Origin of the sequence: Phocaeicola coprophilus DSM 18228 = JCM 13818 (assembly GCF_000157915.1) — a bacterium.
GTDB lineage: Bacteria > Bacteroidota > Bacteroidia > Bacteroidales > Bacteroidaceae > Phocaeicola > Phocaeicola coprophilus.
This window is the reverse complement of sequence record NZ_EQ973646.1, coordinates 312,744-320,716: the sequence shown is the minus strand read 5'-3', so window position 1 is coordinate 320,716 and position 7,973 is coordinate 312,744. Positions and strand designations below refer to the sequence as shown.

Below are 7,973 nucleotides of genomic sequence, written 5' to 3'. Positions count from 1 at the left end.
ATTGTAGCAGCATCACTTTCTCCTGATTCTTCAGTTCTTTCTCCGCCTTGTTGGTGTACATCAGAATCATCCCCGCAAGAGTCGGGTCGTTCTGCGCCCGCACTCCTGCAAAAGATGATATAAACATAAAAATGGCAATTGATATGAAATACTTCATGACTGATTCCTTTATCGTTAATCACTGATGGTCATACGTCCTGCTCTGCGCCATCTGCTAAGGGCTTGGGTGGCTATCTCTCCATTGCTTCGGTCTATCATCCCTGCCGTCACGCCGTTCCACACATCGGTCATGGTGTAATATCGTATAGACAGATAAAGACGATGCAGCTTCTTGCTGAAGGCACTCAGCTTGTCGTTCAGTGCCCACAGCGTCTTGCTCCTTTCCGCACCAGTCAGCATGTTCTCTTTGCCTCCTTTGGCGACTGCATCTTTCAGCAGTGTGAAGACGGACACCAATTCCGTGGCGGTCTCCATATACAGGTTGTTCATCGAGAGGGTGGCAACGATGCCTTGCGGATTATTGTTGATGGCCTTGCGCATCTTACACAAGGTGATGAATATCTTCACTCCATCGTCGTACAGATAGGTACAGGCTTTGAGGGAAGAGGCATAACCACTGGCGGTTTTCAGATAACTGTTGTACTTCTTCTCCCATTCGTGTATCTTGGTGAACTCTGCGGCGATGGTATTCTGCAACAGGGCAGTCTTGGTCTGACCTTTGATTTCCTTCTCTATCTCACCGTTGATGGCTTCGTTGCCCTCTGCTAATGCCATCCATTCCAAAGGGTTGGCAGTCACAATCTGTGCATGGGCTGACGGCACGCTCAGTACCAATGCCACGACAATGAACCAAATCTTATCTATTCGTAATCTCATATACGCCCTTTCTTCGTTTGTTCGTTTCTACTCTTGTTCGTATCACACTCACCACGTCATAGCTGTTGCTGATGCCGGTCATTTCCAGTTTCGGTGTCGTTCTATCCATCGACAACACGGTCACGCTTTTCAGTCCGCATAACTGTTGTATCAATGTCTGATGCTCGGCAAAGTCCACCACTCGGTACAACTCCATGTAGTTCACGCTCCGCTGAAACACTCCGTGCTCACAGATGAGTTGCTCGCTCCCGATATGGTAGCGGATACTCCTCAGATAGATGAATCGGTAGAGTAAACAGAGGGAGAACAGGAGGCTGAAGACAAGCAACAGGGTACTATATGCACAACCGGGCAATCCTCCGATTAGGAGCATTGCCACGCACAACAGCAACAGAGGCAGTTCGTTGATGAAAAACTGTCCGATGCTGGGGCACAAGGTGATGATGCTATTATCTTCTTGTCTCATACGCTTCTATGATATGTGTTCTTTTCTTCTTTTTCCCTTTGTTTCTCTGCCTTGCCGGCTGCGATAAACTCGGCATAGTCGAAGGTATCTGGTTCGCCCTTGGCAATCAGTTCTGCTGATTTCTTGTTGAGCAGCGCATCGTTCCAGTCCTTGTAGCAACCCAATGGATGATAGGCTTGCACATGCTCGTGACGGAAGCCCATCTCTGCTGCCACCTTCCTGAAGTTTGCAACAAACTGCCGCCCTGCATCGTCCTTGTCAAAACCCAAATAGTGCCGTGCGTTGGGAGTAACGGACAGAAGTCCTCGCATCTGTCCCTCGGTGGGTGTGCCGCCCGTAGATACATACACCATCTTTACAGGATTTATCTGATACTCTGCCATGGCATCGTAGGCACTCTCAAACCATACAATTTCGCTTGCTTTATCCAACGGCTCGCCCGTGAGGTTGGCAATCCACAGTCCTTCACTGCTGTTGCTTCCTTCTGCCTTGCCCTTGTAACCGCCGCTACCGTCCATCTTCGGTCGTCCTCGTTCCTCAAAGCCCACAGTCTTGTCGGGTGTCTTGGGCAGTACAAGCGGAAAGGCAAGGTTGGCAAAGGTAAGTCCATCCGTCCGATGCTTAGTAGCCAGACAGAAATGCCGATGAAAAGCATACTGCGTATAGAGGTCGATGCCTCGGAACTTAAAATAGGGATAAAACCTTTTCTGCGTTTCCCTGTCCTGCGGATTGAACTTGTGGATGTCGTAGTCATTCAGGTTGAATGGCTTTCCGTCCTTTCTTGGTTCTGTAATCTTCGATGGTCTGTCCTCTATGGGTTGGTTGAGCAGTCGGTTGCAGACGAGGTTGACGAGTCGGTCAGGAGACATTCCCACCTTGTTCTCTGAAAACATTTCTGGATGCTCCTTGATGAACGAAATGACATTATACACCTTCTGCTGCGGTGGTTGGAAGCAACATTTCCCATTCTGCGTGACAATGAACTTATCACCACGCACCCGTCTGCCCTCACTGTCAGTACGCACATACGACGGATAACGCAAGCCATCTCTCTTGTTCAGATGATACCCTGCGTCCACCAGTACTTCCTGTATGCTCAACCTGTCCAGAAAGTCATCGTATGTCAGTTCACTACTCATTATAAATTGTAAATTATACATTGTTAATATCCTCTCCTTATCTCCGTGGCAACATGATTTGCTTCTGCCTCAAAGTACCTTGCCGCAATCTCCTGTGGCGAATCCACTCCCGGTTTGAAGTAAGGACGTGGACCGCCATGATGCTCTGCATAGAACTCCGGGGCTGGATGGTGATGATGGTGGCTTATGTCATGCGCCACCTCTGCTGTAACGACTGCTCCTGCCGTCAGAGCCGCCAATATCTTCGTGCCCAGTCCGGCGTTGGTTTCGGGGCGTGTCTTCATATCCACTTCACTGAAAACCTTGGAGAAGAGTTTCATGCGATGGTAGTCATCCACCGCCAAGAACTTGTCGTAGTCCTTCTGCTTGATTTCGTGCGTGATGGCTTCTCCATTGATAATGGCGGTCATGCGATACTTATCTTCGCCTTTCTTATCTCCCTCCATCGGAGGCACTTTCTCCACCATGATGTCACCGACTTTCACTTCACGCCCATGCGCTCCCTCACGATACCAACCCTTGTTCTCATTAATCAAGGCAAGGTCTTCACCTCTCACCATGGCATCGCCTTGCAACACGTCACGTCTGACAGTCTCGTCCTCTTCCAACGGAAGCAACCGTTCCTCGTCTTGTTGCTGACGCTGCTGCAACTCCTGTTCAAGTTCGGGATGCAGATGCAGGTCGATGCGCTCCTTGCTATTCAGTGTGTCCATCAGGATTTTGTCAGCAAAGTCGTCCTTGATGATGCCATTCAGCAGTTCCAAGCGTTGAACGACGGGCACTTCCTTGATGGAGTTGGAGGTGAGTTTCTTCAGTTCCTCATCTGTCAGGTCATACACCATGTCGGCATTGACGCTGTTCGACTGAATGGTCAGCGTCTTCGCATTCTCATCAATGATGATGCCATGCGATGCCAGACACTCCTGCCACTTCTCATTGGTGAAATAGACAGGCGAGGTAATCAGTTCCTTATAAGGCTTGGCTGGCTCCGTGCTTCTCGTGCGGCTGATGGAAGGCATTATGATTCCCTCCAAATCTTTCAGCACATCCTGTTGCTGAGGGCTATAACTCTGTTGCTGTCCCTTATAATAGAACCCATAACCGCCGCTCTGCAATTCGCCAGGCTTCATTCTGCCGTCCCAACGTTCAGGCACAATCGGGGCTTCGGGGAAGAACAATCGTCCTCCAACTCTGCGAAGATGGAATCCCTCCTGACTGCGTGGTGTCCAACCTAAAAAGGGTGGTGGCATATCGATGCGCCCCATCCGTCCATACTCGCCGATACCAACACGATAGCCGTGCAGCCCCATAGCTACACGACCGTTGGCATTGCGTGCATGAACGAAGTTCTTGGGCATATAGAAGTCGTTGCCCACAATGCCCGTAAAGGTATTGTAGGCTAACTTGTTGGCATGATTCGTACCCCAGTCGGTCAGAGCCAACATCTGCTTCTCGGTGATGTTATAGGTAAGCAGCGGACTGTCATGCCCTTGCACCACAAGCTGATAGCCGCTGCCATTACTCACCACATGAGCCTGCATACCATTGCGCATGAGCAAGTCACGCATCTCTGGTTGCAGGTCCATCTGTTGGGGATTCGTATTCTTTCTTATCGCCATACTTATTCTTCACTCTTCATTCTTCACTCTTCATTTATCATGCTTCACCGTTCTCTATTGCCTTCTCCAGTTCCTCATCTTTGTGATGGACAAACTGCTCCGCACTCTCTTCACAAATGCAGAGTCCGTTGTTCAGACAATAGCTCTCATATTCTTCCTGCCATTCAGCAGAATGATGGTTGACATACTCCAACCAACCGTACTCGCCGCTCTGTATCTTCTCGACGAGCACATCCTCTGGATAATATTTATTTGATGCCATATACTTATTATATTATGTGTAGATTATTTGTGCATGGAAAAAGAGGCGCGGTTGCGCTCTCCATTCTTCTTCTGCTCATTCCAAAGTTCTTCCGTGTATTCCTCTTCAGGCACATAGTCAAGATTACCGTCATCGCCCATTACCCAACAGCCATAGCACCCGAAGGTGTATTTGTCCCACTCTCGCTTGGTGTTCTCCTTCCACTTCTGACTGTCGCCTTGATTAATCCTTATGCCGGTCTTATCGTTCAGGTCAATACCCACCGTCACCTGTTCGTCCTCCATGATGAGCGTGAGCGGCTCACCCTTCTGCATCACGGTCAGTTCTGCCGAACTCAGTTTCAGTTCATCCTTCAGCACCTCCAAGTTGCGCCCGATGACAGGCGTAGGTACCGACATCACCTGATTGGTCTCCGTGTCAATCTGCACGAAAGCCTTGCTGCTCCTGCCATCAGCATCCTTAACATCGGCAAGGATAGCCTTTCCAGCCAGCAAGTCCTCCTGCTGTTCCTGAGTAAAAGCCTCCAATGGTGATTTCTCCAACTGCGGATAGAAGACCACATCCACCTTGCCGTCCTCCATACGGACCAACGCAAATCGGGTGCGGCTCTTCAATGTCTCGCCCTCATCATTATTCACCTGAATGGGCAGCAACGGTGAACGTCGTCCCTGACCAATATCTTCCAACGCCCACATGGGCAGGTCTTCAATCTTCTCTTGTGTGAGACCAAAACGAGCCAGTGTCTGATAAGGCACCTCGCTCTCTTCAAATCGTACTTGCTTCATACTTTAACTTTGAATTTGAAATTAAACTCATGCAAAGTTATATACCTATTCAGAGACAAGCAGAATTGCATAAGATAATGCGTGTTATTTTTGACGATTATTATTATTTGAGTTTGATTTCTGCTCAAAAATCAAACTCGATTGCTATATTATGTTACAATCTTCTTGTCTTCCCTTTGTTCTTTATGCCAGTCAAAGAATTGCTTGTTACTTTTGCACCATGAAACGATTTCTACTCATCACAATAGCAGCAATATTCTGTTCATCAGCAACAGTATGCGCTCAGTTCAATACCGTCACACAGACTAAGGTACACCGCAAGGCTGTGCCAAAAACGACGCAGTCCGCAACATCCGAACAACTGCCTCCGTGCTCGCCGCATCAGCGGCGAGACTCTCTTGCCTTTGCCCCATTACAAACCCAAACGGAGCAGACCGACCGCCACACGGCACTTGTCAGTCCACTCCGTCATATCTCTGTCACCAGCCCTTTCGGCTACCGCAGAGACCCATTTACAAAAAGAAAAGCCCTACACAACGGGCTTGATTTGAAGGCAAATTACGAACCCACATACGCCATGATGCACGGCGAGGTCATCAAGGTAGGCAAGGACAAACGTTCAGGCCTCTATGTCACCCTCCGTCACGGCGACTTCACCGTCAGCTATTGCCACCTCTCCCAAACTCTCGTCACCAAAGGCACCCACGTCCGTCCCGGCATCATCATCGCACTGACAGGCAACAGTGGTCGCAGTACTGGTCCCCACCTGCACCTCACACTCAAAGACACAAAAAAAGGACGAGCCATCGACCCGTCCATTCTTCTCAATCTTATCAAGCATCCACTCTAATAGAACGCCTTGTCTTTTGTCGTTCACATCACCCCTTCCGCATTGCAATAATGTCTTAAATATCTAATCCTCAACAATTTCTATTCTTGAAAAACAAGTGTTTTATTCACGAATATAATATGATTTCGTGAAAGATGTCATAAGATGATACTAATATCTATGCTATTTGTCAATAAAGAACCCGTTTCTATGCAGATATTCTGAAACGGTTAGTGTTCCAATCCCTATCTGCTCACACAACAAAGGAAGTTTCTTGAACAACTTACCGTCATTCTGCTGCCTTGTTTCCTCCGTCATTACTTGCATCTCTTCCAGATGGATAGCGTCCGAGTGTCGTACATTCAGTGCATAAATGATAATCTTAGCATCACCTGTTTTAAGGTATTCTTCCTTTTGCTCTATGTATTCTTCTTCAGTCAGTTCCTGCTTCTTCAGTCTTACACAGAAATTGTTGTCTATCATGTTGCTGAATCTCTCTGGGGCACATGGAAATAGATCCTTTGTCGGAATGACCAATTTCTTGTCTTTGAGGAAAGGCATCTTTTCAACTGCAATTCCTTTGGAGGTGCGTTTTGATTCATCCAGAATCACATCAAGTAGCATCAAATCCTTGCGGGAGAACGCCTCTTCCAGGAATGAGTACAACTGTCCGTCCTTATCCAAGGGAAGATAATTCTTGGCAATCATCACCAATGAGCATGTATCAACAACTATCGCCATAACTCCCTCTCAAAATTTGCTGGTTTGACATTGAGTCTCGAACAGAAAGTGGTCTCGTTGACCACTCCATTGAAATAGGCATATTGCATGGTTTTCAAGAATAGCGGAGAAATGATGGGCTTTGGTGTTCGCCCGCCTCTCTTCTCAGAGTTTTTCAACTTTTCCTGTTCCTCTCTTCTTCTGTATTCCTCTGCCAATTCACTCTTGACATTGCTGTAGCTCGAATAGCTGATTTTCCTGTCGATATACATCCTTGTATATAAGGCAAGACGGCTAATGTGCGTCCGTGCACTGATAGCCTTGAAGAGGTCAATGCAGTAGTCGTTACGGGAATCTACACATGCTATGTTAGCAAGTGTTTCTGCTTCTTGTCCCATAATGAACTGATATGCAAAATCATTGCACCATCTTTCGACATCACTGTATGAAGTCTGTGCCGAGATGTCCATCATGTCCACCGACTCCACTTCTTCAATCCCCAATAGACAATGCCCCAATTCATGCGCCAGAGTGAATATTTCTCGCTTGTAATGCTTATGATGCTTAAGCACTATCACATTGGGCTTAAGGTAAAAACCGTCAATGTTGGTTTTCTCTTTCTTGTTCCATGTCTCTATGTATTCAAAGACAAAAATGCCATGATCGGCGATTTTTTCTATCATCTTCACAAGAAACTGCCTATGATTGACAGTTTCCCCGGGATAAAAAAAATCTCTTGCACGTACGGCTACTGTCTTAGGGTCATCTTGTAGGGTGTAGTGTTCTATGTCAAACTTCACATCCAGTTGCGACAGTTTGTTGTATGCATCCAAAGCGTTTTTCAGACTCTCGAATCGGTTTACAGTACGGATCGACTCCAAGTTCAGCTCTGTTCCGAATGAGGTCTTGCGGAAGAAGATACTGCTGCTTGCATTGGTTGACAACTTAGAATAGTCTTGAAAGAAACTGACTTCTTTGTCGAATATCTCACCTATACGCTTCAACACCCCCAAATCAATAGAATCTCCACTGATGTCTGCGGCTCCTGTTATCCGTTTCCTGCCTTTGTTCAGAAGAGACAACAAGTCATCCACCGACATCTTGTATAATGCCAGCAGGTATTCTAAACGTTTCTTGTTAATCTCTACTTTCATATCAGCCTCGATTGAACTATTGTTGTTTTGATGCAAATGCTTAGGCACAATTTTGCGTTGCAAAATTACACATTTTCACTTAAATGGGCGAATTTTCATGCTGAATATCACTGGAATTTATGT

The 7,973-nt window shown here is 47.1% G+C and carries 9 protein-coding genes; 1 reads left to right on the top strand and 8 read right to left on the bottom strand.

Translation table 11 applies throughout. The features are described 5' to 3' along the window. Positions 1 to 174 precede the first annotated feature (174 nt). From BACCOPRO_RS13410 to BACCOPRO_RS13385, 6 genes are read right to left on the bottom strand one after another with little or no spacing between them, the layout of a single operon-like run. Positions 175 to 876 (bottom strand): hypothetical protein, encoded by a 702-nt coding sequence (locus tag BACCOPRO_RS13410; RefSeq protein WP_005816246.1) that lies wholly within the window; start codon positions 874 to 876, stop codon positions 175 to 177. Next, positions 857 to 1,342, bottom strand: coding sequence for a PH domain-containing protein (locus tag BACCOPRO_RS13405; RefSeq protein WP_005816244.1), 486 nt, complete (start codon positions 1,340 to 1,342; stop codon positions 857 to 859). The genes BACCOPRO_RS13410 and BACCOPRO_RS13405 overlap by 20 nt, the downstream gene beginning before the upstream one ends. Beyond that, entirely contained in the window at positions 1,339 to 2,481 is a 1,143-nt protein-coding gene (locus BACCOPRO_RS13400; RefSeq protein WP_005816242.1) for a toprim domain-containing protein, read from the bottom strand. The genes BACCOPRO_RS13405 and BACCOPRO_RS13400 overlap by 4 nt, the downstream gene beginning before the upstream one ends. A gap of 23 nt (positions 2,482 to 2,504) precedes the next feature. Beyond that, the gene (locus BACCOPRO_RS13395) at positions 2,505 to 4,100 is read right to left on the bottom strand and encodes a hypothetical protein (protein ID WP_005816239.1); all 1,596 of its coding nucleotides are present in this window, start codon (positions 4,098 to 4,100) and stop codon (positions 2,505 to 2,507) included. 37 nt (positions 4,101 to 4,137) lie between these two features. After that, positions 4,138 to 4,362: a hypothetical protein gene (locus tag BACCOPRO_RS13390; RefSeq protein WP_005816237.1), complete on the bottom strand. Its 225-nt coding sequence runs from the start codon at positions 4,360 to 4,362 to the stop codon at positions 4,138 to 4,140. Positions 4,363 to 4,385: 23 nt separating this feature from the next. After that, on the bottom strand, positions 4,386 to 5,147 hold the full coding sequence (locus BACCOPRO_RS13385; protein WP_005816235.1) for a DUF4099 domain-containing protein: 762 nt from the start codon (positions 5,145 to 5,147) through the stop codon (positions 4,386 to 4,388). 220 nt (positions 5,148 to 5,367) lie between these two features. Between BACCOPRO_RS13385 and BACCOPRO_RS17615 the strand changes: the two genes are divergently transcribed. After that, positions 5,368 to 5,997: a M23 family metallopeptidase gene (locus tag BACCOPRO_RS17615; RefSeq protein WP_007837448.1), complete on the top strand. Its 630-nt coding sequence runs from the start codon at positions 5,368 to 5,370 to the stop codon at positions 5,995 to 5,997. Between the two features lie 162 nt (positions 5,998 to 6,159). Here the strand turns inward: BACCOPRO_RS17615 and BACCOPRO_RS13375 are convergent, their stop codons facing one another. Beyond that, a complete protein-coding gene (locus BACCOPRO_RS13375; RefSeq protein WP_005816230.1) occupies positions 6,160 to 6,717 on the bottom strand; it encodes a DUF4411 family protein in 558 nt (185 codons plus the stop codon). After that, positions 6,708 to 7,850 (bottom strand): ImmA/IrrE family metallo-endopeptidase, encoded by a 1,143-nt coding sequence (locus BACCOPRO_RS13370; RefSeq protein ID WP_007897423.1) that lies wholly within the window; start codon positions 7,848 to 7,850, stop codon positions 6,708 to 6,710. Before BACCOPRO_RS13370 ends, BACCOPRO_RS13375 begins: the two co-directional genes overlap by 10 nt. Between the last annotated feature and the right edge of the window lie 123 nt (positions 7,851 to 7,973).

What these genes read in the sequence shown, in the direction of transcription:
- BACCOPRO_RS13385 (WP_005816235.1), bottom strand. Translation starts at nt 5,147, where the DNA reads ATGAAGCAAGTACGATTTGAAGAGAGCGAGGTGCCTTATCAGACACTG.
- BACCOPRO_RS13370 (WP_007897423.1), bottom strand. Translation starts at nt 7,850, where the DNA reads ATGAAAGTAGAGATTAACAAGAAACGTTTAGAATACCTGCTGGCATTA.
- BACCOPRO_RS13375 (WP_005816230.1), bottom strand. Translation starts at nt 6,717, where the DNA reads ATGGCGATAGTTGTTGATACATGCTCATTGGTGATGATTGCCAAGAAT.
- BACCOPRO_RS13400 (WP_005816242.1), bottom strand. Translation starts at nt 2,481, where the DNA reads ATGAGTAGTGAACTGACATACGATGACTTTCTGGACAGGTTGAGCATA.
- BACCOPRO_RS13405 (WP_005816244.1), bottom strand. Translation starts at nt 1,342, where the DNA reads ATGAGACAAGAAGATAATAGCATCATCACCTTGTGCCCCAGCATCGGA.
- BACCOPRO_RS13395 (WP_005816239.1), bottom strand. Translation starts at nt 4,100, where the DNA reads ATGGCGATAAGAAAGAATACGAATCCCCAACAGATGGACCTGCAACCA.
- BACCOPRO_RS13410 (WP_005816246.1), bottom strand. Translation starts at nt 876, where the DNA reads ATGAGATTACGAATAGATAAGATTTGGTTCATTGTCGTGGCATTGGTA.
- BACCOPRO_RS17615 (WP_007837448.1), top strand. Translation starts at nt 5,368, where the DNA reads ATGAAACGATTTCTACTCATCACAATAGCAGCAATATTCTGTTCATCA.
- BACCOPRO_RS13390 (WP_005816237.1), bottom strand. Translation starts at nt 4,362, where the DNA reads ATGGCATCAAATAAATATTATCCAGAGGATGTGCTCGTCGAGAAGATA.